Below are 25578 nucleotides of genomic sequence, written 5' to 3' on the forward strand. Positions count from 1 at the left end.
ATCCCACTTTCTCTTAATGTTTAAAGTGACGCATCTTTGTCATAACCATGGCTAAACCATGCTTATTACACATATCAATAGAATCTTGGTCACGTTTCGAACCACCTGGTTGAATAATCGCGGTGATGCCACTTAAGGCCGCATTTTCAACTGTATCCGGCATTGGGAAGAACGCATCAGAAGCAAGGGTTGCACCTTTGGCTTTCTCACCTGCTTGTTCGATCGCAATTTTCGCCGCACCCACACGGTTCATTTGACCTGCACCGACACCAACCGTTTTATCTGCTGTCGCAAGGACAATCGCATTCGATTTCACATGTTTCACTACTTTCCAACCGAACAGTAACGCTTTTAGTTCTTCCTCTGTTGGCTTGCGGTCTGTCACGACTTCTAAGTCATCAACGGTCACATGACCGGCATCACGGTCTTGGACGAGTAAGCCACCTAAGACACTGACGACTTTCTTTTTATCGGTTGTATCTTTCGTGAAGTCTGTTTTTAATAGACGTAAATTTGGTTTTTCTTTTAAGATGGCCAGAGCCTCATCACTAAAGCTTGGTGCGATGACAATTTCTAAGAAAATTGTTTTTAACTGTTCAGCTGTTGCTTTATTGACTTCACGGTTTAACGCGACAATCCCACCAAAGATTGAAATTGGGTCCGCTTCATACGCTTTATTAAACGCTGCTTCAATGGTTTCACCAATCCCAACACCACAAGGATTCATATGTTTTAACGCCACCGCGACTGGCTTTTCATCAAACTCTAACGCAATTTCTAGCGCCGCATTGGCATCTTGAATATTATTGTAAGAGAGTTCCTTACCATTTAGCTGTGTGCAGTGGGCAATGGACGCCCCTTGATAGTTGGCTTTTTCATAAAACGCCGCTTCTTGATGCGGGTTTTCACCGTAACGTAACGATTGTTTTAATTCATAGCTTAGTGATAATGTTTCCGTATCTTTCTCATCCGTTAATGTCACAAAGTATTCTGCGATCAAACTATCATAATGTGCGGTATGGCGGAACACTTTCGCCGCGAGTTGTTTGCGCATCTCTTTGTCACTACCTGCTTGTAATGACGTAAGAACAGCATCATAATCCGCTGGGTCGACAACGACCGTGACATCACGGAAGTTTTTCGCTGCCGAACGCAGCATGGTCGGACCACCAATATCAATATTTTCAATCGCTTCGTCTTCTGTGACACCTGGCTTACTAATCGTTTCTTTAAACGGATAAAGATTCACAACCACGACATCAATTAAGCCAATTTCTCGCTCTTTTAGTTGAGCTATATGGTTCTCATCATCACGACGAGCAAGTAAACCTGCGTGGATCACCGGATGAAGTGACTTGACCCGACCATCTAAAATTTCATCTGAACCGGTAATTTCTGATACCTGTTTGGCTTCAAGGCCGCCGTCATGTAAAGCTTTAAGTGTTCCCCCTGTTGATACAAGCTCATACCCTAGTTCAATCAAACCTTTGGCAAATGGGACAAGTCCCGTTTTATCAGATACACTTAATAATGCACGTTTTTTCACTAAAAATTCCCCCTTAGTTATTGTTTAAGTAACGTTTGTATTGTCGTTGGATACAATCGATGTTCAACTGCTTGAATCGCGCGTTGTAAATCATCACGCCCGTATGTGTCTTCTACTTTTACTGCTTCTTGAGCAATAATACGACCTGTATCCATCCCCTCATCGACGTAATGAATCGTCACACCTGTTATTTTAACACCGGCGTCAAAGGCTTGACCAATCGCATCTAACCCTTTAAAACTCGGTAAGAGCGATGGGTGAATATTGACGATTTTCCCTTCATAGGCGTGAAGTAACGTTGCACCAATCAGGCGCATATAGCCAGCCAAAATAATATAATCAGCGTCAGCTCTTTGTAAAGCTTCGACGATTTCTATTTCAAACGCACGCTTATTTGGATATGACTGAGGGTTAAAAACAAATGTTTTTAACCCTTTTTGTTTCGCTTTGTCAATGACCGCACTTGTTGGAACGTCACTCACGACGAGCGTAATATCCGAATCAAGTGCGCCTTCTTCAATCGCTTGTTGAATCGCGTCAAAGTTTGACCCGGTACCTGAGGCGAATACAGCTAAGTGCTTAGTTTTCTTCAACAAGTCTCACTCCTTCATCTTCGGTGATGGTACCGATATGAAACGCTTCTGATGCTTGTTCATTTAAAATATCTAACGCCAGAAACTTCTCTTCTTCAGCCACAACAACCGCCATACCAATACCCATATTAAACACACCTAACATATCTTCAAATGAAAAGTCTGCTTGTTTTTGTAGGTAAGTAAAAATTGGTAACACGTCCCAGCTATTCTTTAGGACATCCACACCTAATCCTTCCGGTAACATACGTGGTAAATTCTCATAAAAACCGCCACCCGTCACATGACTAACTCCTTTAATTGTCACATGATTTTTCAACTGTTGAATCATTTTCACATAAATGCGGGTCGGTTCAAGTAGGGCTTCACCTAAGGTCATACCGAGTTCATCGACATAGTCAGTTAAACCAAGTTTTTGTTCATCAATCACTTTTCTCACAAGTGAAAAACCATTGGAGTGAACACCGCTTGATTTAATACCCAGGACGACGTCGCCTTGTTCAATCGTTTCACCCGTAATAAGGTCAGGCTTATTGCCAATACCAACCGTAAAGCCAGCTAAATCATACTCACCATCTTGATACATCCCTGGCATCTCAGCTGTCTCACCACCAATAAGGGCTGCGCCACTCATCACACAACCTTCCGCAATGCCTTTCACGATTTGTTCGATTTTTTTAGGTTCATTTTTGCCACAAGCAATATAGTCTAAGAAAAAGAGCGGGTCGGCGCCTTGACTAACAACATCATTGACACACATCGCCACTAGATCGATACCGACGGTATCATGCTTGTCTAGCTGAAACGCAAGTTTTAACTTCGTTCCTACCCCGTCCGTGCCTGAAACTAAGACTGGTTCCGCGTATGACATGGATGATAAATCAAATAATCCTGCAAAAGCACCGACACCGCCGATCACTTCTTTACGATTCGTACGCTTAATATGTTTTTTCATTAAATCTACTGCTTCATATCCGGCATGGACATCGACACCGGCCGATTTATAAATATCGCTCATTAAAAATCCCCCTCATTATTCTTTATACGCTGGATTAATTGATTCCGGATAGATTTCCGTTGGATATTTTCCAGTAAAACAAGCATGGCAAATCCCTTGTTCTAACGTATCTTCTGTCACGATAGAGGATTCTAATCCTTCTACAGATAAAAAGGCGAGTGAATCTGCCCCAATTTCTTCGCGCATCTCTTCAATTGAGAAATTCGCCGCAATCAATTCACCTTTTGTTGAGGTATCAATCCCGTAATAGCATGGATTCACAATTGGAGGCGAAGCGATTCGGACATGGACTTCTGTTGCGCCTGCTTCTTTTAGTAAATTAACAATGCGACGCGAGGTCGTGCCGCGGACAATGGAATCATCAATCATCACGACGCGTTTCCCTTCGACAATACCGCGGACAGGCGAGAGTTTCATCTTCACTCCTTGTTCACGTAGTTCTTGTGACGGCTGGATAAAGGTCCGGCCGACATAGCGGTTTTTGACTAAGCCGATTTCATAAGGAATCCCGCTTTTTTCTGAATAGCCGATGGCCGCACTAATACTTGAATCTGGTACACCAGTGACAATATCTGCTTCTACTGGTGCCTCTTTAGCCAGTTGTTTTCCCATCACTTTACGTGAGGCGTGGACATTTAAGCCGTTCACATTACTATCTGGACGTGAGAAGTAGACATACTCCATCGAACAAAGCGTCCGCTTCATTGGCGAACTAAACGTTGTAGAGCGTAAACCTGATTCATCAATCACTAACAGTTCCCCGGGTCTCACTTCACGTTCATACTTCGCCCCAATGAGATCAAAGGCACATGTTTCACTTGCGACAACGTAGCTATCACCAAGTCGACCAAGCGAAAGCGGACGAAGACCACGTGGGTCTAAAGCGACAAACATTTGATCTTCCGTTAGAATAGTAAACGCATAGGCGCCTTTAATCATACCAAGTGCTTGTTTAATCGCTTCTTCAAGCGGTAAGTGACCACTGCGCTTAATGAGGTGAGCGACAACTTCCGTATCAGACGTTGTTTGTAGGATACTACCTTGAGCTTCTAGATTTGACTTTAACGCAAAAGCATTCACTAAGTTCCCGTTATGACAAAGCGCGAGACTAGACGTTTGTGAGCGGAAAACGAGCGGCTGAACATTCTCATAACCGCCCCCACCTTGTGTCGTATAACGGACGTGTCCAATCGCACTACGTCCGGGTAAATTTTTAATTTGCCCTTCACTAAAGACCTCATTGATTAAACCGATGCCTTTATGAAGATGTAAGGCTTCCCCATTACTCGTCACAATACCAGCGCCTTCTTGCCCGCGGTGTTGGAGGGCATGGAGACCATAATACGTCATTTCAGCTGCCTTATCATGACCAAAGATACCAAAGACACCACATTCTTCATTTAAGCCTTTGATTTCAGCAAGCATGGGATAGCTCCTTTCCATAAATCTTGTAATGTTTTAACCTGTTCGTCAATGACCTTCTCACCGTTTACCTTAACGACAAGTTTTTGATCATTCGTCACTGTTCCGACAACTTTTGCATCTGATATAAGTGCTGTGACACGGTCCACATCTTCAGGTTTCACAGAAATGACGTAGCGTGACTGCGTTTCACTAAACAGTAGTGACGTCGTATCACCTTTAAGATCAACGTGTGCCCCGAGTGTTGGTTGGTTAAATAACGTTTCACTTAAGGCGACAGAGAAACCACCTTCAGATAGATCGTGAGCCGATTGAACGAGACCTTGTTCAATTGCTTCCAGTAAGGCGTCACCGCGCTTGCGTTCAACTTCCAAATCAACGGCAGGTGACTGACCGAAATATTTACCTTCTAAGACATTTTGAAGTTCACTGCCACCGAATTCTGGTTTTGTGTCACCAATGACCAAAATTACGTCACCCGCTTGTTTCATATGTTGGGTCGTAATATATTTTGTTGAGCGAATGAGACCAACCATACCAACGATTGGCGTTGGGAAAATCGCTTGATTATTTGACTCGTTATAAAGCGAGACATTCCCACTAATAACCGGGGTATCAAGCGCGAGACATGCGGCACTCATACCATCAACGGCTTGTTCCATTTGCCAGAAGTTTTCTGGTTTATCTGGATTACCAAAGTTCAAGCCATCTGTAATCGCAAGTGGTTTAGCGCCTGATGCGTAAATATTACGCGCCGCTTCACTGACTGCAATCTTGCCCCCAACAAATGGATCCAAATAAAGGTAACGTGAGTTACAATCCGTTGTCATCGCAATCGCCTTATCATAATCACGAATTCTAACAACCGCCGCGTCAGAACCAGGGCTGACCACCGTATTCGCTTGTACCATGGAATCATATTGATCATAAACATATTCTTTACTTGCGATCGTTGGTTGTTGCAACAGTTGTTTTAACATCGCACTGTAATCATCAACTACTGGCACGTAAGGCGCCATCTGTTGAAATTCTTCGTAATAGGCCGGTACTTTTGATGGTTTATAATAAACCGGCGCATCTTCTGCGAGTGAGTCAACCGGAATATCACAGACGACCTCTCCTTTATGAAGGAGACGGAACTGTTTATCATCCGTCACGTGACCAACATTTACTGCTTCTAAGCTATATTTTTTAAAGATATCAACGATTTCTTGTTCACGACCTTTTTCAACGACAAGTAACATGCGTTCTTGTGATTCTGACAGCATCATTTCATATGCTGACATATTTTGTTCCCGCTGAGGAATAAGATCTAAATTCATTTCCATACCCATACCAGCTTTACTTGCCATTTCAGATGCTGATGAGGTAAGACCTGCCGCTCCCATATCTTGCATCCCTACAAGCGCTTCACAATGAATCGCTTCAAGACACGCTTCGATGAGGAGTTTTTCCATGAACGGATCCCCTACTTGCACGTTAGAGCGTCTACTTTCAGAGTCTTCGGTCAAATCTTCTGATGCGAAAGTTGCCCCGTGAATCCCGTCACGTCCTGTTTTAGAACCAACATATAACACGGTATTACCTAAGCCTTTGGCGATCCCTTGTTGAATATCCTTCTTATCAATTAAACCAACGGCCATCGCATTGACGAGTGGGTTACCTTCATAAGAATCATCAAACTGCACTTCCCCGCCAACAGTCGGCACCCCAACACAGTTACCGTAACCACTAATACCATGGACGACTTCATCAAAGAGGTACTTGACACGTGGATTATTCAGTGAACCAAATCGTAATGAATTAAGTGAGGCGATGGGTCTTGCGCCCATTGAGAAAATGTCCCGAATAATCCCGCCAACACCTGTTGCTGCTCCTTGATAAGGTTCAACCGCTGATGGGTGATTATGACTTTCAATTTTAAAGGCAATGCCTTGATCGTCACCAATATCAACAATCCCGGCACCTTCACCAGGTCCTTGAATGACCTGTGGACCTTCCGTTGGGAATTTTTTTAAAAGTGGCTTAGATGTTTTATAACTACAGTGCTCGGACCACATAACAGAAAAAATACCGGTCTCAGTGAAGTTCGGACGACGTCCTAAAATCTGTTTAATTGACTGATATTCTTCATCCGTTAAGCCCATTTCACGATAATGTTGTTCTGTTTCAATCATTTCTGGACTTACTTCACGCGTTTGTTGCATATTGGTCCCTCCAATTTTTAAGCATTGATGTAAACATCTTTAAACCGTCATCACTACCGAGTAACATTTCTGCGGCTCTTTCTGGGTGTGGCATCATGCCAAGAACATTGCCTTCTTTATTGACAATCCCGGCGATATCACGGACAGAACCATTCGGGTTATTTTTATAAGTAAACACAATTTGGTTATGTTCGATTAATTCATTTAATGTCTCGTCATCACAGTAATAATTCCCTTCACCGTGAGCGACTGGAATAGAAATTACGTCATTTTTTTCGTAATCGGTTGTAAATAGCGTCTCATTATTATTAACAACTAATTCTTCAAAGTGACAGATGAATTTAAGATTTTCGTTTCGAATCAATGCACCTGGTAATAGGCCTGACTCAAGTAAAATTTGAAACCCATTACATACCCCTAAAATCGGGGTCCCTTTTTCTGCTTCACGGCGAAGTGACGTCACGATATCTGATGTTGAGGCAATCGCCCCGCAGCGTAAGTAATCACCATATGAGAAACCACCAGGGATTAAAATCGCATCATAGCCTTCTAAAGCGGCATCTTGATACCAGACAAGCTCAGCTTCAGCCCCGAGAGCATCTTTTGCCGCATGATACATATCACGGTCACAATTAGATCCTGGAAAAACAATCACCGCAAACTTCACTGGGCTACTCCCTCCTCAATCTCATAGGTAAAGTTTTCAATGACTGGGTTAGCGAGTAATTTATCGCACATAACTTTCACTTGGGCTTCAACATCATCGTGATCAATAAACATTTCAATCAATTTCCCTACCCGCACATCATGCACACCGTCATAGCCAAGTGTATTGAGTGAGTTTTCAATTGCTTTTCCTTGTGGGTCAAGTACCCCTTCTTTTAACGTTACGTGAATGCTTACTTTTGTCATTATAATTCCTCCAACCGTGATAATATAATTTGGTACACATCAAGTAAATTGCCTGTCCCTTGTCTAAATACATCTTTATCTAAATGGTGTTTTGTATGGATATCTTCTAGTCGGCACGTGTCAGGAGAAATTTCATCACTGAGGATGATCTCACCTCTACTATTTCGGCCGAACTCAATTTTAAAATCAATTAAGTCTAAATCAATTTGATGAAAGAAACGTTTTAAAGCGTCGTTAATCTGTAAGGTTTGGTTATACATCTGATTCAGTTCTTCTTTTGTCACATCAGTCAATAAAAAGACATGTTGGTCGTTAATGAGTGGATCATTGAGTGTATCGTTTTTATAAAACCATTCCACTAGTGGAGGCGAAAAAATCGTGTCTTCTTTAATCCCTAAACGATTATTCAAGCTGTATGATGAACGATTTCTCACCACGACTTCCATCGGAATGATTGTCGTTTTATACACGCGTTGGTCCGTATCATTTAATGTTTCAATAAAGTGATGGGGAATCCCTTCAGTCGTTAAGTAACGAAAGACGTGGGCGGTAATGAGATTATTAAAACGTCCTTTACCTACGAACTGGGCTTTTTTCTTACCATTAAAGGCCGTTGCATCATCTTTATAACTGAGAATAAGCTCATCTTCTTTTTCTGTTTGATAGACTTTCTTAGCCTTACCTTCATAAAGTAGTTCAAGCATATGATCATCCCTTCTCTCGTAAGATTAAGCGAGGCCGATACGTTCAAAAATACCGTCAACATTCTTTAAATGATACGTATAATCAAAACAATCATCAATTTCTTCTTGCGTGAGACGTGACGTAATGTCTTCAACCTCTTCAATTAATGATTTAAAATGAATTCCGTTCTCCCAAGCTTTCATCGCATTTGGCTGAACAATGTCATAGGCTGCTTCACGGCTCATCCCTTTATCAATCAGTGATAATAACACACGTTGTGAGAAGATAACACCATAGGTCCGGTCAATATTACGTTTCATGTTATCTTCAAATACCGTCAAGTTTTTCACGATATTGCTGAAGCGATTTAACATGTAATTGAGTGTAATCGTCGCATCAGGAATAATCACGCGTTCAGCTGATGAGTGTGAAATATCACGCTCGTGCCAAAGACTCACATTTTCATATGCTGTGACCATATAGCCGCGCATTAAGCGACTCATCCCCGTCATATTTTCAGAGCCAATTGGGTTCCGTTTATGTGGCATCGCTGATGATCCTTTTTGTCCTTTATTAAAGAACTCTTCGACTTCGCGTGTTTCTGTCTTTTGAAGACCGCGAATCTCGGTAGCGAACTTTTCAATCGATGTTGCAATAAGTGATAACGTCCCCATATACTGTGCATGACGATCACGTTGTAATGTTTGCGTTGAAACAGGTGCCGGCGCGAGCCCAAGTTTTTCGCAGACATATTGTTCTACATTCGGGTCAATGTTGGCATACGTACCAACAGCACCTGAAAGCTTCCCTGTTTCAATAACGGCACAAGCATCGTCAAACCGCTTTAAGTTACGTTTCATTTCTTCATACCATAACGCCATCTTTAAACCGAATGTGGTCGGTTCCGCGTGCACACCATGCGTGCGTCCCATCATCACGGTATGTTTATGTTCAATTGCTTTATTTTTTAGAATCTCGATAAAATTCACAATATCTTTGCGAATAATCACATTTGCTTGTTTCATTAAATAAGACAAAGCCGTGTCTACCACATCGGTTGAGGTTAAACCGTAGTGCACCCACTTTTTCTCTTCGCCGACTGTTTCTGATACGGCGCGCGTAAAGGCAACGACGTCATGACGTGTTTCTTGTTCAATCTCAAGAATACGGTCAATATCAAAGCTTGCGTTTTCGCGTAATTTTTCAACATCTTCTTTCGGAATGATTCCGAGCTCACTCCATGCTTCACAAGCTAATAATTCTACTTCCAACCATGCTTGGTAACGATTCTCATCTGTCCAAATCCGACCCATCTCTTCGCGTGTATAACGTTCTATCATTTGTTTTCCTCCTGGTATGCCTCTTATTTTTAGCTACTGTCTTTTTCTCTACCAAGATCTATTTTATCTTTTTCTCTCTATTTTTTATTGTTCTCTATAGTATAGCTTGTCCCCATTACGTTCAATTGAACGTCACTGATCTCTATTTATGTTATTTTTGTCTGTGTAAATCATTTATTTTTTGAATGAGCGCTTCGTTTGATTCAGCTACAATCGTTAAGTGACCGACTTTTCGCTTCGGTTTAATATCATCTTTCCCGTACATATGAATATGCACATCAGTAAGGCGCTCCGGATAGTTAAAGTATTGATCTAAGTTATCCCCTAGTAAATTAATCATCTGACTGGCCCCGTGGAAATAGACCGGTAAGAGCGGCAAACCAACAATGGCCCGAATATGTTGCTCAAATTGACTCACATTGCACGCTTCAATAGTGTAATGGCCAGAGTTATGCGGGCGAGGGGCAAGTTCGTTCACATAAATGTCCTCACCTTTAACGAAGAGCTCTAAAGTAAAGGTTCCGACAACACTGATCGTTTCAGCAATATCCTTGGCAGCTTGTTTGGCCTTGTTTAAGACGTTCTCTGACACATTTGCCGGAACGGTTGTCGTATGCAGGATGTGGTCACGATGCACATTCTCACCAACCGGGAAATAACGAATATCCCCGTCCATACTTCTAGTAAAGACGACAGAAATTTCACAATCAAAAGTAACAAACGCTTCATAAATTAACCTTTCGCCTCGTTCAAGCATCTCACTTACAGCAGGTAGATCTGCTTTTGTTTTTAGTTTGACCTGACCTTTACCGTCGTAACCTCCGCGACATGTTTTTACAACCGCAGGTAAGCCGATCGTCTGAATCGCTTCATCTAACTCTTTTTCTGATGTCACAATCTGAAACGGACTGACCGGTTGATGACTATCAAGCATCGCTTGTTTTTCTTTTTCACGGTCTTGGGTGATTTCTAGTGATTTCGCGCCTTGAGGTAGGACACCTTCCGCTTCTAGATAGCGTGCGGCTTCTAAATCAACATTTTCAAATTCATACGTCACGACATCACTTTTTTTTCTAAGCTGTTTCACGGCTTCTAAATCATCATACTGTGCCACAATCTGTTCATCAGCGAGCTGCGCTGCCGGACAGTCTGGTGTTGGATCAAGGACAATCAAACGATACCCCATATGTCTTAAGGCTGTAGCCATCATGCGTCCGAGTTGCCCCCCGCCAATGATGCCTATCGTCTTTCCGTACAGTAAACTATTGATCGGCAAGTTCATCCCTCATTTCTTCTACTTTCCCTTTCATCTCAAGGCGATAATTTTCTAATGTCTCTTCAATCGCCTCATCTGTCGTTGCGAGGATTTGCGCTGCTAACAGTCCCGCATTTTTACTTCCTGCTTTACCAATGGCTACCGTTGCGACTGGCACACCACCTGGCATTTGTACGATTGAGAGCAATGAATCAAGGCCATTTAATGCTTTTGACTCAACCGGTACACCAATGACTGGTAGTGTGGTTGAAGCTGCGACCATCCCTGGTAAGTGGGCTGCCCCACCAGCCCCCGCAATGATGACCTTTAAGCCTCTTTGACGCGCATCTTTCGCGTAACGCACCATATCTTCTGGTGTGCGATGAGCAGAAATCACTTCTTTTTCATAAGGAATCATAAATCCTTCTAACACGTCACAGGCGTGCTTCATTGTGTCCCAATCTGAAATACTTCCCATAATTACACCAACTTGCGCCATTGTCTCCCTCATTTCTAGAAATTATTCAATAAAAAAAGCACATACTCACCTTCACGTCATGGATTAGATGAGAGAAGATGAACATGCGCTTAATCACAATTTGATTAACACAGACAATCACAAACAACGTTTAACGGTTGTTAAACATGATTGATCATTGATTCACCTGCTCTCATAGTCCATTATTTACGGTAATGGGTAGAAACTTTTGAGCCATATTCTCAAATTATATGAGGCGAGTTTATATCGTTTTTACACTTTTTTTCTGCATCATTATCATAACAATTGCAGGGGGGTTAGTCAATAAAAATCGAACAATAAATTATAATACTAATTTATTGTTCGTCTTTAATCAAGATTGCATCAAATGAAATGTCACTCGAGACAACTTTATTCACTTTTGAGCCATTTTCTAACACTTCTTCAAATATCGGTTTTTCCACTCGACGCACCGGCATATACCCTGCTTGCTTGATGCGATCTAAACAGTCATCGAGTGATTCATTCGTCTGTTTTATGAAGCGTTCTTTCTTTCGTTTCGTCTGAGACGTGGATGCCTTCTGATTCGTTGATTGCTTTGATAATCGTTTCTTCTTGTTGGACACTGCGTTTAATCTTTCCTTTCTTTACTTTCTTCACCCAGAACCCTCCATTAATTTGTTTCGGTTCGTAGGAAATAATGAAAGCTTTTGGGTCAATTTCTTTAATCGTATGATACAAGTGCCCTTCGTATTTACGCGGGGTAAGGATCTGCATTGAGAGACGATCACCTTCCATACCATAAGCGTACCAACTGGTGACACCATAGCCATTTTCCCGTAAGCGTTCCGTAAAGTTAAGGTCGGGTTCACTCGAAATCACATTGACGGTTGTATAACCAAGCGCTAAGCGCTCTTCAATTTTCGAACCGATAATGACACCAATGCCGTAACCAAGCCCGTAGGCAATTAAATTTTCAATGCGGTCTAAGTTATCAAGTACTAAGCCTAAACCAACCGTATAGAGCATAATCTCTAACGTACCAATCGCTGCCGCGATATATTTTTGACCTTTTAACGTTAAGATAACTCGAATCGTTGATAAAGAAACGTACACGATATTAACTGCTAAAATGATAAGTATAATCCCAATCGCATTATCTAGCATAGTTTAAAACCTCCCAACACACATTGTATAATAGTCCAGATGTTTTTTCCAATGAACACCTTTAACGATCTGTCATACACTATGGGTGGAGGTGATATGGATGAAAACTTTATTAGATAAACTTCATTTGACAAAGCAATCGATTCCTTTTCCGCTTCTCAACATATATGAAGATAAGGACTATTTTTATATCCGTACCTTTTTACCTGAGAAATTATCTTCATCTTTAAAGTTATCGATTCACAATCGTACCCTTACCTTTACTGGTCATCTATCAACATCAAATGATGGCACCACCCTCTATCAAGAAGTACCTAGTACACACATTAACCGACAAGTCACCTTACCAGAAGCCATTGACCAAAAAATTATTGCTTGTATTCACACAGAAGATGGAACGGAATATGTATTAAAAAAGCGCCGGCTATAATGACTATAGGCGACGCTTTTGGCGATGATACATACTATTGATTAACCTAGATACTTGTTAACTTAGCTTAAAAACGCTAGGAATAACACAAAGATAACAGATAACACCCACATTAGGCCTGGAATCTCTTTACCACGACCACGTGCTAACATCGTAATTGGATAGAAAGTAAACCCAACCGCAATACCTGTCGCAATACTATAAGCCAGTGGCATCATAATAATCGTTAAGAAAGCTGGGACAGCTACTTCGATGTGATCCCATTCGATTTCTTTTAAGCTCGATACCATCATAACACCGACAATAATTAAAGCAGGCGCTGTTACCGCATTTGTGACAACACTTAATAGCGGTGAAAAGAATAGCGCTAAACCGAAGAAAAGTGCCGCAAAGACTGCCGTCAAACCAGAACGTCCACCCGCACCAACACCTGCAGCTGATTCTACGTAACTTGTTGTCGTAGATGTTCCTAAAACAGCACCTGTCACTGTTGCGACAGAGTCTGAAAGAAGAGCTTTACTTGCATTTGGTAATTCATTTCCCTTCATTAAACCAGCTTTTTCAGCAACCGCTACAAGCGTACCTGCGGTATCGAAAAAGTCAACGAAAAGGAAGGTTAAGATAACACCAAGCATTTGTAAAGTAAAGACATCACCAAAGTTGGTGAACGCTTGACCAAATGTTGGGGCAATGGATGGGATTGAACCAAAGATGGCATTTGGTAAGTCAATTAAACCAAAGATAATACCAGCAACTGCGGTAATAATCATACCGTAGAAGACACCGCCACCGACTTTAAGTGTAATAAGAACAACTGTTACAACAAGACCGAAAATCGCAAGCGCTGTGTTACCGTTTGAGAAATCACCTAATGCCACAAGTGTTGCTGGGTCACCAACGATAATACCTGCATTTTGGAACCCTAAAAAGGCGATGAATAATCCAATACCACTACCAACCGCTAGTTTTAAGTTTTTTGGAATCGCATTGATGATCGCTTCACGCACGCCTGTCAAAGTCAATGCGATAAAGATTAAACCAGATACTAATACCCCACTTAGTGCTGTTTGCCAAGGAATACCGTAATCACCGACAACGGTAAAAGCGAAGAATGCGTTTAGTCCCATACCAGGCGCAAGCGCGATTGGGTATTTCGCATAAAGCCCCATGACAAGCGTTCCAACGACCGCTGCAAGTGCTGTCGCAACGTAAACAGCGTCTTTATCCATACCTGATGCTGATAAAACATCTGGGTTAACGAATAAAATATACGCCATCGCTAGGAAGGTGGTTAAACCTGCCATAAATTCTGTTTTGACGTTCGTGCCTAACTCTTTTAGATTAAAATACTTTTCTAACATAATCCTCTTCCCTTCTTTGTTTCGTCGGCATAAAAAAACACACCAAAGATCACTTAATCTTGAGTGTGTAGTGTTTAGTCAGAAGTTTTTGTTTAAAACATATAAATAAAAAAAAGCATCAAACGATGGTTATTCACTTCTGCGTAGACAGACCATTTACGGTGGTCGGTAGAGACTCATGAGCCATATTCTCAAGATTATACGACGAAATATTTAGTTTTATTTTGATTACATCGTTTATCATACATGGTTCAGTTTTAATCGTCAATAGTAAAATACGAATATTATTAAAAATTTAAGGATTCATTATTCGGATATCTCTTTCATTTAACAGAATATTATAACTAAAAAAGACGAATGTTAGTGTTTACCAAAAACATTAACAGGTGTATGTCTTCATCCAAACGACTAGATTCGTTCTTTTCACTTATAAAAAAGATTGTGTTTCTACTTTTTTCCTTTACAAACAAACAGCCGTCATCCCTTCCTTCATGAGGGATGACGGCTGCTTCATTATCTTTATACTAAACGAATACTATCAATTATTGAAGATGTTCCATTTACAATTACCAGTCTTATTCATTCGATTTTAATGCTTCAATCATATCCACATGTTTTAATTTACGGTGCATCATCAACATGACCATCGTTGAGAAGACCATGGTAAGAATCGCCGCATAAAGGTAACTTGTCCAGTCAAGACTTGGATTAAACATCATATTATCCATTGAGGCTGTACCTAAAACAAAGACGTGTAAAAGACGCCCGAATAAGCCACCGACGACAATGCCCATCAATGTCAAAATAATATTTTCCCGATAAATATACATCGTCACTTCATTGTCATAAAACCCGAGTACTTTTATTGTGGATAACTCTCTGATCCTTTCTGACACATTAATATTGGTTAAATTGTACAGCACGATAAAGGCTAATCCAGCCGCTGCGACAATTAAGACAACGACAACAATATTTAAACTTTCCATCGAATCTTTAAATAAGTTAAGCATCGACTGATTATAGCTTGTCGTAATGACGTAATCTGACTCACTTAAGTCATCACTGAGTTCTGTTTCAAACGCTTCACTGTAAGGATACTTCAACAGCTCGGCATTATACTCTGGTTCTAAAGAGAAACTCTCTTCATATAGACTTGGACTGAGGTATAAGTAGTGACCCGCATAATTTTCGATGATACCTCCAACGGTCACTGTCAGCGTGTCATCATCAGCTGTTGTAAAGGTCATATCATCACCTTTTTCTACTTCAAATAATGTCGCTAACTTTTCAGTAATAATCGCCCCATCTTCTGATAAATCAAAAGCTTCTCCACTCGTTCTGTTTTTTAATTGCACAAATCGATTGAGTTCAGCTGGTGTTTCTGGTACAAACATCGTGACATCTTGAGGGGTAACCCCTGATTTATTCGCAGCTAATGTCTCTTGATAAACCATTAAAGATGCTTCAATCATATCATTCTCATCAATAATGGTGCGATACGCTTCTTTTTCATCTGATGATGCTTCACTATCAAGCGCCACAACGGCTTCATAGTTCATCACCCGACCAAATTGTAAGTCAACAATCCCTTCAACAGCCCCTTTCAGGCCAAATCCAGTAATGATAAGCGCTGCACAACCACTGATCCCAATCACCGTCATTAACATCCGCTGTTTATATCGGAATAGGTTTCTGGCGGTGACTTTTTGCATAAAGTTCATCCGGCGCCACAGCGGCGTGATACGTTCGACTAAAATGCGTTTCCCGCTCTTTGGTGCTTTTGGTCGCATCAAGATGGCTGGTGTTGTTTTTAAGTCTTTACGCAAGACATACCAAGCGGTCACTAAACTAGAGAATAAAGCCACCGCAAGTGAAATCAAGGTAAATGACCAATAAAAATCTAAGGCGAGTGGTGGTAAGTTATACAGAATTTGATACGCATTAAAAATCACTTTTGGTAATAACGTGTACCCTAGGACTAACCCGAGGATCGCCCCGACTAGGGTTGCGGATAAAGCATAAAGATAATATTTCTTCTGAATATCACGATCGGTATATCCGAGTGCTTTTAATGTGCCCATTTCAACCCGTTGTTCTTCGATCATCCGTGTCACTGTCGTTAGCGTCACAAGGGCAGCAATTAAGAAGAATACCACCGGGAAGATTGTCGCTAAATCACTCATCCGTTCCGCATTCTCTTCAAATTCGACGAGTTGACCGTTATCATGGCGGACGGTTAAGTAATACGTTGGTGCCTCAAGCTTATCAAGCTCATCACGTGCTTCAATAAGTGCTTGTTCTGCTTCTTTAATCTCACGTTCTGCGTCTTGTTTTTCTTCATTAAAGGTCACTAGACCTTCTTCGTAGTCCGCTTGACCTTCCGCAAGATCCCCTCTTGCTTCTTCTAGTTCACTCACACCTTTGTCATACTCAGCCCAACCTTCATCAAGCTGACTCCGGCCGGCCGCGAGCTCTTGTTCTGTTTCGGTGCGCTGATTATTTAACTCCGTACGCGCCTCTTCTAATGCTTGTTTTCCTGCGTTAATCTCTTCTAGACTTGCGCGTAGTTCTTGTTGCTGGGCTTCTAGTTCATCACGCTGATTATTGATTTCATTAATATTAGTACGCAACTCTGAAATGCCAGCTGTTAAACCGGCATCAGCCGAAGACATAAACGCCGTAATTTCTTCTTGTGTTACGGTGCCGTTAAAGTAACCTTGTAATAACGTAGATAAAGACGTGTCATTAAACGTCATCTCGGCTGTTTCGTCGATCCACGCTTGTTTCATCTCATCCGTTAATAATTCGACGGGCGTTTGGAAAAACTCACTTAATTGTTGGTTTAATTGACGAATATCGTCGCGTTGATCAAGCAGCGCTGTCTCTTGACCGACAAGGTCGGCATAAGGCTCATTTAATTGATTCAGTCCTGCTTCAATCTCACTTAGACCATTCTTTACTTGTTGTTCACTCTCCAGAAGTGTCTGTTCTTCATCTGCTAGTCGTTCTTCTGCCTGTTTCATTTCTTGTTCGAACGTGTCGACACCGTCACGGTAATTTTGTTCTTCCCGGTCAAGCTCTAAAAAAGCGTCTTCTAGTTCAGCTTCTGCTGAAGCCAGTTCTTCTTTTCCTGTTTCAAGTTCTTCTTTTGCCTCAGCTAATTCTTGTTCTGCATCGGCCAGTTCTTGTCTGGCCTCTTCAATCTCTGTTTGACCCTCTTCAATTTCTTCTCTAGCATCGGCCTTAATTTTGTCAAGGCGACCTGCCCCTACTTCTTCTAAGGCAGGTTCGTATGCGTCTTTATAGTCCTTCATTTGTTCGATATAAGTGTCGCTATACATCGATAGGTTTTCTGATGCCTTAAACGTAACGAAGATATCCGTATATACATCAAGGGTGAAGACATCTGCTTGAACGACACCAAAAGCATCAAGTTGACCACGTCCAATCGTCGTTTGACCTCTTGAATCATTCGTAATGTAACGAGGGGATGTGACAAAACCAACGACCGTAAACGTTGATTCTGATACGGTGTCAGAAAGATTTGCCTCCTGACTACCGCTATAAATCGTGACCTCGTCACCAATAGTATATTGACTCGTTAAGACATCATTGTAGTCAAGTGCTATTTCATTGGATTTCTCTGGCAGGCGTCCTTCGTCCACTCTAAGCTGATTAAGTTGATTGTCTTCATCATGACCCATCAACTTTATGACCAGTCTATCTTCTCCAAATAGCACATCATGACTATAATGCCCTTCAAGCGACTCAATCTCTTCTTTTTCTTCTAATCGTGTATATTCTTCTTCATCTAAACCATAATTGGATTGGATGTGTAAATCATACAAGTTTTGTTGATTAAAATAATCATCCGCTGTCTTCAACATATTTGGTCCGGTTGCTTGTAGACCAGAGAAGAAGCCAACGCCGAGTAAAATTAAAAACAAAATTGAGAAAAAGCGTGCTTTTGAAGAAGTAATCTCACGCCAAATCATTTTGTACAAGGCTGTTTTTTTCTGCATGAGAGCTCCTTTCTACCACTCGATTTCATCCACTGAACGTGGACGTGGATTTTCGACGATTTCTTTTACTTTTGCATCATGAATATAAATAACTCGATCAGCCATCGGCGCAATTTGAGCATTGTGTGTAATCACAATGACTGTCGTATTAAAATCACGCGCTGTGTTTTGTAAGAGACGTAAAATCTGTTTACCTGTTTGAACATCTAATGCCCCTGTCGGTTCATCACACAGTAATAATTTCGGATTTTTCGCCAGTGCCCTGGCGATGGCCACCCGTTGTTGTTCCCCGCCGGAAAGTTGTGCTGGAAAGTTGTCACGGCGATCTGTTAAGCCGACGCTCTCCATCACTTCATCAACATCAAGTGCATCAGGTGAAATTTGACTGGCCAGTTCAACATTTTCTCTCGCCGTTAGGTTCGGGACAAGATTATAAAATTGAAACACAAAACCAACATCATCACGACGATACGTTGTGAGTTGTTTTTTAGAATATTGACTAATATCTTTGTCATCGACATAAATATGACCGTCATCCGGTGAGTCCATGCCCCCTAATATATTTAACACCGTTGATTTTCCGGCCCCACTTGGACCTAAAATAACGGCAAATTGGCCTTGTTCTACATCAAACGTAATCCCATTATTTGCGACAATGGTATTCTCCCCCATTGTATAACGCTTAAATTCATCTACTACACGTACATAACTCACGTCAGACGCCCCCTTATCATGTTGTATCTTTTTCACCCTATTTTTTAGGGTGACTCTTTTCTCTTACATGCATCGCTTTTCACTTGTAATGAAACAAATGCTTGTTGCGATGACTATACATTTAAATTATAATAGACATAGTGTCTATTATCAATCTACAATGTCGGATTGATTGTCTGATACCCGACGTTTTTCAAAAAAATGTCGGTTTCCGTACGAAATTTTATAAATTACCATTCATTTCTTTCACAAAAAATATCCTTGGAAAGAGGTTATACTATGAGTAAAACGAATGATCGTCGTGTAAAAATGACTAAACTGTTATTACAAGAAGCGCTGGTTGAACTCCTACAAGTGAAACACATTTCAAAAATTTCCGTGACAAATTTATGCGAGACAGCTGATGTGCATCGTAGTACATTCTATACGCATTATGCTGATCAATATGATCTATTAAAACAAATTCAAGCAGATGTTGTGCTAAATATCCGTCACTACATGGAACAACAAACCGTTGATACGACTCATCCCGTTAATGAGCAAAAATTAATCCCTATCTTAGAGTATGGAAAGAAAAATGCCGCCTTAATCTCCGTGCTTTTGAGTGAGAACAGTGACGACACATTAGAAAATGAAATTATGCAGTTTGTTAATTTTATCTCCCTAACACATTTAGATCAGTTTGACGAACAGATGAAAGAATATGTTGTATTATTTGGGGTAAGTGGCAGCATGGCCATTTTGAAGAAATGGCTTAAAAATGGCATGAAAGAATCCACAGAATCCCTCGCCCAACTGATTATTCAACTGACCGAAAATGGCACTTACTATTATGATGACTGACACTTGACATGTCATCAGTAGTCAATACGCTCGTTTCGTGTTTAATTTAGCCTCTTACGGGAATACTAAACTAGCTACTAAAAACCGAGTAACGATTGAATAGTCAACACAACCGTTATTATTCATTTTTTTAGAAGGGCTATTCTTTGTTACTCACCTTTTTTGTAGACTATATTTTTTTGGGGGAGATAACTATGAAAGGTAAGGTAATGGACACCTTACAAACACTCGGACGAACGTTTATGCTACCGATCGCACTGCTGCCAGCTGCTGGTATTATGCTTGGGATTGGGGCATCCTTTACAGGTGATGCGTTCATCGAATTGTATGGTCTTGAAAATATTTTAGGTGAAGGAACCGTTCTAAATGGCTTCCTATCTATTCTAAGTGACTCTGGTGATGTTATTTTCGGTAACTTACCACTCTTCTTTGCGATTGCTGTTGGTCTCGGTGTGGCTAAACAAGCAAAAGAAGTTGCAGCACTTTCAGCGGCCGTTGCTTACTTTATGATGTATGCGTCTATGACGAGTACCATCGATAACTTCCGTGATATTGATGCATTAAATGAAACGGCAGGGTTAGTTGGGTCTGTCGTTGGATTTGATAATACATTAAATATGGGGGTGTTTGGTGGTATTATCATCGGTCTGATTGTCGCTTACTTACACAATCGTTTTTATAAAATTGAATTACCAGATGCGCTATCATTCTTCTCAGGTACACGCTTCGTACCGATTATTTCAGCCTTTACCGCTGTCTTTGTCGGTATCCTTATGGCCTTCTTATGGCCATTTGCCGGTGGTGGTATTGCTTGGTTAGGTGAAGCCGTTGCCGACTTAGGTTATGTTGGGACATTCTTATATGGTTTCATTTATCGCGCGCTGATCCCACTCGGTTTACACCACGTCTTTTATTTACCATTCTGGCAAACAGCTCTTGGTGGTGTAGCAGAGGTCGCGGGTCAAACAGTCGAAGGTGCTCAGAACATTCTCTTTGCTCAGCTCTCAGCTGGCGAGCCGATTGATCCTGAAGCCGCAAAATTCTTTAGTGGTATGTTCCCATTCATGATCTTTGGTTTCCCTGCCGCTGCTTTTGCGATGTATCAAGCAGCGCGTGAAGAGCGTAAAAAAGACGTTAAAGGTTTAATGGTTTCTGCTTCATTAACTTCAATCTTTACTGGTATTACTGAACCTATTGAGTTTTCATTCTTATTTGCTTCACCATTCTTATACTTTGGTGTACACGTTGTATTAGGTGCCTTATCATTCGTTATCATGCACGTTTTAGAAGTCGGGGTCGGTTTAACGTTCTCCGGTGGTTTACTCGACTTTATCTTCTACGGTATTTTACCAGGTCAAGCTATGACTAACTGGATTCCAGTCGTCATCGTCGGTGTTATTTATGGTTTTGTTTATTACTTCGCTTTCCGCTTCTTCATCCATAAATTTGACCTTAAAACACCTGGGCGTGAAGAAGGCGATACCGAATCTAAACTGTACACAAAACAAGATTATAAAGATAAAAAAGCCGGTGGAAAAACGGGTGATGTGACAGATGAAATGTCAAAAGATATTATTGAAGGTTTAGGTGGCGAAGATAACTTGAATGACGTGAGTAACTGTGCCACACGTTTACGTGTAAACGTTAAAGACGGTGAAAAAGTCGATCAACCGTTACTTAAATCAACGGGTGCTGCGGGTGTCATGGTAAAAGGAAATAACGTCCAAGTAATTTACGGACCTAAAGTGGCCAATATTAAATCAAATATTGATGAATATCGCCAAGCACAGAAAAAAGAGTAACTGCGTCATCAATAGAACATGACAAGCCCCGTTGATACATGGTGTATCAACGGGGCTTGTCTCATTTCATTAAATCAACATCACCGTGACAATCAGTATATAAGCATTATCAAGAGAGATGTCAAAAGGGTCCAAGCTGTACTATTAGCTATCTTTTCCCGCCAAGATTTAATACAATCAACTTGTGTAAACGAATTGGGCACACTTTCTACCGGTTCCTTTCTTGTCATGAAAAAATCCCAGGCGATATGCGCGATAAGGAAGGTTGCATTAGTCTGAAATGCGATTAGTCTTGTCGATGAATCTAGAAAAGGCGTATTGAAAAAGTAATGCCACGTAAATATCCCCCACAGTCCGACATAGCCAATTATCTGATAAACGACTGTTTTTTCGGAAGGTAAAAATGATCGATCAACTTTAGCGCGCTGTAATCTTTTCATTAATACAAGGTCGGCACCCACACGCATGATATATATTGAATTCATAACCTGTACCGTAACAGACACCATAAATAGTAACGTCTCTCTCATATTTACACGCCCTTCTGTTCCGAATCAGCCCTTGCTGCTTGAACAAGTGATTGCTCTATCTGACGTTTAAGTAAGAATGTCGGTATCAATAATAGAATTGTCACAAACCATAAACTAACATACAGCATAGACGTATCTTTTATTAAAAATACTTCGACAGTGTAAATCAAGATCACAGCCAAACCAAACGTTAAAACATTGAGAACCTGTTTAAACGGGATAAGATGAGTGACTTTATTCATCTGCCATTGATTCCTAATAGCTAAATACGTTATAAAAATAACCATGCTTATTGGAAGTAATACTAAGAAATCTAATTGCCTATATGTAACAGCACTTATAATCATAAGTAAAAATAATAGGATGACATAGGTTGTTTGTTTACTTAAATATCGAATAATACAAAGGTGTTTATTGGCTTTGATTGGTTCATTGTTATTTAAAGTGGCAATTTGATCTATCGCAGACTGAATCGTTCGTCTATTATACCAAGATACGCTCTTATAGTCTTTCTTCATCATGTACCGATTTATTTGATATTCCATCATGAGCGATAGTATGTACATCAAGATAATCCTCCATTGTAGTATCGATTGGTTTAATATAATCAATGCAAAATGAACAAAAAGAGCCGTCACTCGAATGAAACTATCTAGACTTGAAAAAATAATCAATGTTCGTTGTTTTTGTATCAGCGCATCCTCTAGAATGTTGAAAGTAAAGCCCAGACAGACATACAACAAAACATAAATCACCCAATCATCACCAAAACGATGAATGACCCAGTGATGAAAAAAGATTAGGACAAAAAATATACTATTCGATATCAGTAACGTCTTAGCTTTTTGGTGCACCTTATCAACTCCAGCTCGTTCATTTGCATTCAAAATCACACATGTTTTTGACCATAGGAAAATAACTCATACACTTTTTTCATATATGATTAATGTGCCTGTTATTCTGAACTTTAACGTGTTTTATTTATCACTTCTTCACTGTCATCCTCGATAAATTCAAATAAATCACCTGGTTGACAATGTAATATTTTACACAATTTGTTCATCGTTTCAAAGCGTACTCCCTTCATTTTGCCTGTCTTTAAGTTAGATAGATTGACATTTGTCATCTCAGCCTGTTTGGCTAAATCGTTCAAAGACATTTTTCTATCTGCCATCACTCGATCGAGTCTAATAATAATCGCCATATTTATCTCCATTCACAATATAATTTATGCAATTTGATCCATGTCCTTTTGAAGGACAGAGCCATAATTAAATACTTCAGCAATCATTCCGATCACAACACTTATAAAAATAATATAAAAGTTCAATGATGTAGCGTTAAAAATGGCAAAATTAAATATCACGAGCGAAAAGACGAAGTCAATTGTTGGTGGTAAGACAGCAAATAACATACTCACCAACGCTACCATTCGTAATCGTTTCACGTTTTTATGATAAAAGGGTGATTGTTTTGCTTTTAAGTCTTTAAATATTTTCGTTAGTGTAAAGAGAATAATCATCATTAAAAGGCTTCTTACCGTGTTTATTATATTTTCCGAAATAAGAAGTTTTCTAATTTCCATACTTCCTTCTTCATTTAGGCGTCCATAATAATTATAGTCGATAGGATACTGCTGTTCACCATTTATATAAAGATAATTTTGCATTCCTGTATCTGTGTTTACTTGCTGGATAGTAAACGCTGAATCTGTCATTGTACTGTACTGAAAAATATCAGTTACATAGAATCCTATGACAAAAACAAGAATAATGCCACTAACTAAAAGAAATGTCGTATCCCCTTTAATCTTCTTTTGCAATACAGTTAGATCTTGTTTCATTTAACTCCCTCCACTTCCTTTTTATATTCTACACTCCCTCCATATAATACCACACAACCAATCAATCAACTATAAAAATTTAAATTAACACTTTAAAAAATGCATTTAAATTTACAACAGACCTCAATCTAATTGCCATCTAAAAAATCTAAATAGTATACTAAAGTCGTGATGGCTCTTTCAGCCACAAATGCGATAAATGGCTCATAATCACCTTTCAAACCAGAAATATCTAATACTTCATAATAGTTAAATCGATCATCTTTTTCTATGGTGATTGGTGGGTACTTTGCTTTCATCAATTCAAAATTCATTAATAACCGGCTCGTTCTCCCGTTACCATCACTAAATGGATGAATGTTCATAAATTTCGCATGAAGCACACTTGCTCTTTCTACTGGGTGTAAGCATTCAGCATTTTCGTACCAAGCCATTAATTTGTCCATCTCATCCTGAATCTTTTCAGGAGACGGTGGTATATGATTTGCACCCGTAATTAAGACTTTATCGCTTTAGGGTGAGAAGACACCTTCCTCAAGTGCGTCAGCACTAGGTGGGTGATGAATCGCTTGTTTTCAATATTTTTGAAGTGACAAACATATATTCCTCGTGGTATAATTAAAGCATTAACAGTGATCGTCACAAAACAAAGAGAGGGTGGGTTTCATGGGCATGAAGGCTATTTTTTCAAATCGCTTATATAAGCATAAGATCGACGCAAACTTTGTTATGTCCATGGATCACACCCTTCGGGTGTTTAATCAAGCCAAACATTTTCGTTATCAAGCTGAGGTTCGTGAGCTTAGGGGCGTGAAAGAGAAAAGTTCCGTCTCCATCCATCAACGGTTAAAGCAACGTTACGGATTAAATGATTATTATGCGAACAGTGCTGTTCAACAAGGACGCGCCCGTCTATCCGCGCAAAAAGAATTGAAGAAGGTGTACATGCGTAATAAAAAAGAACAAATCAACGCCGTTAAAAGAAAAATAAAAGCGACGAAGGCGCGCTTGACGACACTTCAAAAGATAAAAGGCTCTTTTGTCAAAGGAACACCGATGTTCAATAAAACGTCACGTGAACAACAAAAAGGGGCCTTTTTTGTTGTGACATATAAGCATTCCACACGCTTATTTTACTGTGCTTATGATTTTGAACATCAATACCTTGATGTTGAAATCAAACACCTAAAGTCTCGCTTGGGCCAGTTGAACTTTAAGAAAGATCGATATGAAAAACAATTGATTCAATTGACAAACAAAGTGACGGGTGTGTGTTTCGGGAGTAAGAAACTCGCGCGCGGCCGGTTAACACAAAAGTCTTATCACGCTCATCCTGAGCGTTGGCAGAAAGATTGGGTAGCGGCGCGTTACGGTAAGATGACCATTTCGGGACGGAAAGACGCCAAATCAG

The 25578-nt window shown here is 40.4% G+C and carries 24 protein-coding genes and 2 riboswitches; of the genes, 4 read left to right on the plus strand and 20 right to left on the minus strand.

What is annotated here, in order from left to right; genetic code table 11:
* Positions 1-13: 13 nt before the first annotated feature.
* The 13 genes from purH to BM390_RS11905 all read right to left on the minus strand — a co-directional run bounded on the left by purH (position 14) and on the right by BM390_RS11905 (position 12622).
* Positions 14-1546: a bifunctional phosphoribosylaminoimidazolecarboxamide formyltransferase/IMP cyclohydrolase gene (gene purH, locus BM390_RS11845; RefSeq protein ID WP_062322594.1), complete on the minus strand. Its 1533-nt coding sequence runs from the start codon at positions 1544-1546 to the stop codon at positions 14-16.
* A gap of 17 nt (positions 1547-1563) precedes the next feature.
* Positions 1564-2139 (minus strand): phosphoribosylglycinamide formyltransferase, encoded by a 576-nt coding sequence (purN, locus tag BM390_RS11850; protein WP_062322591.1) that lies wholly within the window; start codon positions 2137-2139, stop codon positions 1564-1566.
* Positions 2126-3157: a phosphoribosylformylglycinamidine cyclo-ligase gene (purM, locus tag BM390_RS11855; protein ID WP_089855045.1), complete on the minus strand. Its 1032-nt coding sequence runs from the start codon at positions 3155-3157 to the stop codon at positions 2126-2128. Before purM ends, purN begins: the two co-directional genes overlap by 14 nt.
* 15 nt (positions 3158-3172) lie before the next feature.
* Positions 3173-4582, minus strand: a complete 1410-nt coding sequence (gene purF, locus BM390_RS11860) for an amidophosphoribosyltransferase (protein WP_062322589.1) — start codon at positions 4580-4582, stop codon at positions 3173-3175.
* Positions 4558-6786: a phosphoribosylformylglycinamidine synthase subunit PurL gene (purL, locus tag BM390_RS11865; RefSeq protein ID WP_089855048.1), complete on the minus strand. Its 2229-nt coding sequence runs from the start codon at positions 6784-6786 to the stop codon at positions 4558-4560. The genes purF and purL overlap by 25 nt, the downstream gene beginning before the upstream one ends.
* Positions 6770-7453, minus strand: coding sequence for a phosphoribosylformylglycinamidine synthase subunit PurQ (gene purQ, locus BM390_RS11870; RefSeq protein WP_062322587.1), 684 nt, complete (start codon positions 7451-7453; stop codon positions 6770-6772). Before purQ ends, purL begins: the two co-directional genes overlap by 17 nt.
* On the minus strand, positions 7450-7698 hold the full coding sequence (gene purS / locus BM390_RS11875) for a phosphoribosylformylglycinamidine synthase subunit PurS (protein WP_062322585.1): 249 nt from the start codon (positions 7696-7698) through the stop codon (positions 7450-7452). The genes purQ and purS overlap by 4 nt, the downstream gene beginning before the upstream one ends.
* On the minus strand, positions 7698-8402 hold the full coding sequence (purC, locus tag BM390_RS11880; protein WP_062322583.1) for a phosphoribosylaminoimidazolesuccinocarboxamide synthase: 705 nt from the start codon (positions 8400-8402) through the stop codon (positions 7698-7700). The genes purS and purC overlap by 1 nt, the downstream gene beginning before the upstream one ends.
* A gap of 24 nt (positions 8403-8426) precedes the next feature.
* On the minus strand, positions 8427-9722 hold the full coding sequence (gene purB / locus BM390_RS11885) for an adenylosuccinate lyase (RefSeq protein ID WP_089855051.1): 1296 nt from the start codon (positions 9720-9722) through the stop codon (positions 8427-8429).
* Between the two features lie 151 nt (positions 9723-9873).
* Positions 9874-10998, minus strand: a complete 1125-nt coding sequence (gene purK / locus BM390_RS11890) for a 5-(carboxyamino)imidazole ribonucleotide synthase (RefSeq protein WP_231631524.1) — start codon at positions 10996-10998, stop codon at positions 9874-9876.
* Positions 10985-11476 (minus strand): 5-(carboxyamino)imidazole ribonucleotide mutase, encoded by a 492-nt coding sequence (gene purE / locus BM390_RS11895; protein ID WP_062322579.1) that lies wholly within the window; start codon positions 11474-11476, stop codon positions 10985-10987. Before purE ends, purK begins: the two co-directional genes overlap by 14 nt.
* Before the next feature lie 155 nt (positions 11477-11631).
* Positions 11632-11730: riboswitch (purine riboswitch) on the minus strand.
* An 81-nt stretch (positions 11731-11811) separates the two neighbouring features.
* The gene (locus BM390_RS15890) at positions 11812-12081 is read right to left on the minus strand and encodes an NETI motif-containing protein (RefSeq protein WP_089855054.1); all 270 of its coding nucleotides are present in this window, start codon (positions 12079-12081) and stop codon (positions 11812-11814) included.
* Positions 11978-12622 (minus strand): DUF2179 domain-containing protein, encoded by a 645-nt coding sequence (locus tag BM390_RS11905; RefSeq protein WP_089855057.1) that lies wholly within the window; start codon positions 12620-12622, stop codon positions 11978-11980. The genes BM390_RS15890 and BM390_RS11905 overlap by 104 nt, the downstream gene beginning before the upstream one ends.
* A 100-nt stretch (positions 12623-12722) precedes the next feature.
* Here BM390_RS11905 and BM390_RS11910 point away from each other — a divergent pair, with 100 nt between their 5' ends.
* On the plus strand, positions 12723-13052 hold the full coding sequence (locus tag BM390_RS11910) for an Hsp20 family protein (RefSeq protein ID WP_062322577.1): 330 nt from the start codon (positions 12723-12725) through the stop codon (positions 13050-13052).
* A gap of 62 nt (positions 13053-13114) precedes the next feature.
* On the opposite strand, the gene BM390_RS11915 is transcribed toward BM390_RS11910, so the two are convergent.
* The 3 genes from BM390_RS11915 to BM390_RS11925 form a co-directional block, all read right to left on the minus strand.
* A complete protein-coding gene (locus tag BM390_RS11915) occupies positions 13115-14413 on the minus strand; it encodes an NCS2 family permease (RefSeq protein ID WP_062322575.1) in 1299 nt (432 codons plus the stop codon).
* Positions 14414-14537: 124 nt separating this feature from the next.
* A riboswitch (purine riboswitch) is annotated at positions 14538-14638 on the minus strand.
* Positions 14639-14988: 350 nt separating this feature from the next.
* On the minus strand, positions 14989-18435 hold the full coding sequence (locus tag BM390_RS11920; protein ID WP_089855060.1) for an FtsX-like permease family protein: 3447 nt from the start codon (positions 18433-18435) through the stop codon (positions 14989-14991).
* 12 nt (positions 18436-18447) lie between these two features.
* Complete coding sequence (locus tag BM390_RS11925; RefSeq protein WP_062322571.1) at positions 18448-19149, minus strand: ABC transporter ATP-binding protein; 702 nt, start codon at positions 19147-19149, stop codon at positions 18448-18450.
* Between the two features lie 279 nt (positions 19150-19428).
* Here BM390_RS11925 and BM390_RS11930 point away from each other — a divergent pair, with 279 nt between their 5' ends.
* Entirely contained in the window at positions 19429-19992 is a 564-nt protein-coding gene (locus BM390_RS11930; protein ID WP_062322569.1) for a TetR/AcrR family transcriptional regulator, read from the plus strand.
* A gap of 194 nt (positions 19993-20186) precedes the next feature.
* Positions 20187-21794, plus strand: coding sequence for a PTS transporter subunit EIIC (locus BM390_RS11935; protein ID WP_062322567.1), 1608 nt, complete (start codon positions 20187-20189; stop codon positions 21792-21794).
* 532 nt (positions 21795-22326) lie between these two features.
* On the opposite strand, the gene BM390_RS11945 is transcribed toward BM390_RS11935, so the two are convergent.
* From BM390_RS11945 to BM390_RS11960, 4 genes are all read right to left on the minus strand, one after another.
* Positions 22327-23178 carry a hypothetical protein gene (locus tag BM390_RS11945; RefSeq protein ID WP_089855063.1) on the minus strand — a complete coding sequence of 284 codons (852 nt, stop codon included), beginning with the start codon at positions 23176-23178 and terminating at the stop codon, positions 22327-22329.
* A gap of 113 nt (positions 23179-23291) precedes the next feature.
* Positions 23292-23528 (minus strand): helix-turn-helix domain-containing protein, encoded by a 237-nt coding sequence (locus BM390_RS11950; protein WP_062322561.1) that lies wholly within the window; start codon positions 23526-23528, stop codon positions 23292-23294.
* Positions 23529-23552: 24 nt separating this feature from the next.
* Positions 23553-24167: a DUF2975 domain-containing protein gene (locus BM390_RS11955; protein WP_062322559.1), complete on the minus strand. Its 615-nt coding sequence runs from the start codon at positions 24165-24167 to the stop codon at positions 23553-23555.
* 128 nt (positions 24168-24295) lie between these two features.
* Positions 24296-24664, minus strand: coding sequence for a Fic family protein (locus BM390_RS11960; RefSeq protein WP_082394533.1), 369 nt, complete (start codon positions 24662-24664; stop codon positions 24296-24298).
* A gap of 169 nt (positions 24665-24833) precedes the next feature.
* Between BM390_RS11960 and BM390_RS11965 the strand changes: the two genes are divergently transcribed.
* On the plus strand, positions 24834-25578 hold a 745-nt coding region (locus BM390_RS11965), incomplete at its 3' end, for a hypothetical protein (RefSeq protein WP_089855066.1).

This window comes from Halolactibacillus miurensis (genome assembly GCF_900116255.1).
Classification (GTDB): domain Bacteria; phylum Bacillota; class Bacilli; order Bacillales; family Amphibacillaceae; genus Halolactibacillus; species Halolactibacillus miurensis.

Excerpts from the sequence above, each read along its gene's own strand:
- purB (WP_089855051.1), bottom strand. The coding sequence starts at position 9,722 with ATGATAGAACGTTATACACGCGAAGAGATGGGTCGGATTTGGACAGAT.
- BM390_RS11930 (WP_062322569.1), top strand. The coding sequence starts at position 19,429 with ATGAGTAAAACGAATGATCGTCGTGTAAAAATGACTAAACTGTTATTA.
- purM (WP_089855045.1), bottom strand. The coding sequence starts at position 3,157 with ATGAGCGATATTTATAAATCGGCCGGTGTCGATGTCCATGCCGGATAT.
- BM390_RS11905 (WP_089855057.1), bottom strand. The coding sequence starts at position 12,622 with ATGCTAGATAATGCGATTGGGATTATACTTATCATTTTAGCAGTTAAT.
- BM390_RS11955 (WP_062322559.1), bottom strand. The coding sequence starts at position 24,167 with ATGAAACAAGATCTAACTGTATTGCAAAAGAAGATTAAAGGGGATACG.
- BM390_RS11910 (WP_062322577.1), top strand. The coding sequence starts at position 12,723 with ATGAAAACTTTATTAGATAAACTTCATTTGACAAAGCAATCGATTCCT.
- BM390_RS11950 (WP_062322561.1), bottom strand. The coding sequence starts at position 23,528 with ATGGCGATTATTATTAGACTCGATCGAGTGATGGCAGATAGAAAAATG.
- purS (WP_062322585.1), bottom strand. The coding sequence starts at position 7,698 with ATGACAAAAGTAAGCATTCACGTAACGTTAAAAGAAGGGGTACTTGAC.
- purC (WP_062322583.1), bottom strand. The coding sequence starts at position 8,402 with ATGCTTGAACTACTTTATGAAGGTAAGGCTAAGAAAGTCTATCAAACA.
- purE (WP_062322579.1), bottom strand. The coding sequence starts at position 11,476 with ATGGCGCAAGTTGGTGTAATTATGGGAAGTATTTCAGATTGGGACACA.
- purF (WP_062322589.1), bottom strand. The coding sequence starts at position 4,582 with ATGCTTGCTGAAATCAAAGGCTTAAATGAAGAATGTGGTGTCTTTGGT.
- purL (WP_089855048.1), bottom strand. The coding sequence starts at position 6,786 with ATGCAACAAACGCGTGAAGTAAGTCCAGAAATGATTGAAACAGAACAA.
- BM390_RS11935 (WP_062322567.1), top strand. The coding sequence starts at position 20,187 with ATGAAAGGTAAGGTAATGGACACCTTACAAACACTCGGACGAACGTTT.
- BM390_RS11915 (WP_062322575.1), bottom strand. The coding sequence starts at position 14,413 with ATGTTAGAAAAGTATTTTAATCTAAAAGAGTTAGGCACGAACGTCAAA.
- BM390_RS11920 (WP_089855060.1), bottom strand. The coding sequence starts at position 18,435 with ATGCAGAAAAAAACAGCCTTGTACAAAATGATTTGGCGTGAGATTACT.